The organism is Kitasatospora sp. NPDC048545, assembly GCF_040651155.1.
Classification (GTDB): domain Bacteria; phylum Actinomycetota; class Actinomycetes; order Streptomycetales; family Streptomycetaceae; genus Kitasatospora.
In genome coordinates this window covers 1-1,137 of sequence record NZ_JBEZIQ010000189.1, presented here as the reverse complement: position 1 = coordinate 1,137, position 1,137 = coordinate 1, and the positions used below count along the sequence as shown (strand labels likewise).

Here is a 1,137-nt window from a genome sequence, read left to right as displayed (position 1 = left end):
GGTTGGGTCGGCCGCGCGGCGAGGTGCCTGACTGGCAGGTCCTTTTCCGCGCGGCCTCCCGCCGAACCGGACATGACGGTTTCCCTGTCATCCGGCTCTCCAGTGATCACGGCGTGTGTGATCCGGCTGTTCGTGCCTCGTGGATGCGGTCGTGGCAGGCAGCGCAGGCCACGAGGGTCTTGCGCCGCCGGTCGAGCATGACGCGCGCCCAGTCGGACGGCGGCCATCCGGCACGTGCGAGATCGGCGAGGGCCCGGACATGATGCACCTGGACATCACCGGTGGCCCCGCAGACCTCGCACGTGTCCGCCAGGAGTCTGGTGATCAGCTCCTTCTGCGGATAGTCCACCCAGACAGGCCGACGGTCGACGACCTTCGCCGACCGCTGCTGCTGGAGAGGGATTCCACCGAACCGCGCCACCAGCGGCTTCCTGTTCTCCCGCTCAATGCGGGCCTCGAAGCAGACTCGGGGCCCGTTTGGTGTGTCGATCCTGGCCTTGTGCTTGGCGGCCATCTTCGTCACGGTCGAACGGTGCTTGCCTGCAAGGGTTTTGAGCATGGAGGTTTCCATGACCCATTGCAGCCGGTGCAGCCGGAAGACGTCTCCGGCGAGCAGGTAGTACTGGACGATGCCCCGGTAGACGGCCCCGAACGTGGCGACGATCGCATGATCGCTGCCGTTGGTCAGTTCCGTCCGCTTCGCGGGCTTGCCGCGAACAAGGTAGGGCTCGCACTTGGCCTTGATCACGTCCCTGGGGACACGAAGGGCGATCTGGCCGTTGACCCTGCGGTAGCGGCCGGTCTTCTTCGTGTCGTTGTGCTGGGTCGTGATCTCGTAGCCGAGGAACCTCGCCGCCCGGGTGCGGGCGTGGGTGATCAGCGTCTTCTCCCGGGAGAGTTCCAGCTTGAGTTCGTCACGCAGGAATTCCGCCAGGCGGTGCTTGATCTGCTCAGCCTCGGCCTTCGGTCCAGTGAATCCGAGGAGATGGTCGTCTGCGTATCGGACATAGCGAAGCCTGCGATATGACGGATCATTGGGATCCGCACTCGGCAGGCTCACCATCCGCTGACGCAGCACCCGGGCCTGGGCCCGGTCACCGCGCCGGCGGGCTTTCGCCAGCAGATTCTGCAACTCCA

The 1,137-nt window shown here is 65.7% G+C and carries 1 protein-coding gene; it reads right to left on the bottom strand.

Annotated elements, in window-relative coordinates; genetic code table 11:
- Nucleotides 1–106 precede the first annotated feature (106 nt).
- On the bottom strand, nucleotides 107–1,137 hold a 1,031-nt coding region (locus AB0D10_RS46420; protein ID WP_360269203.1), incomplete at its 5' end, for a group II intron reverse transcriptase/maturase.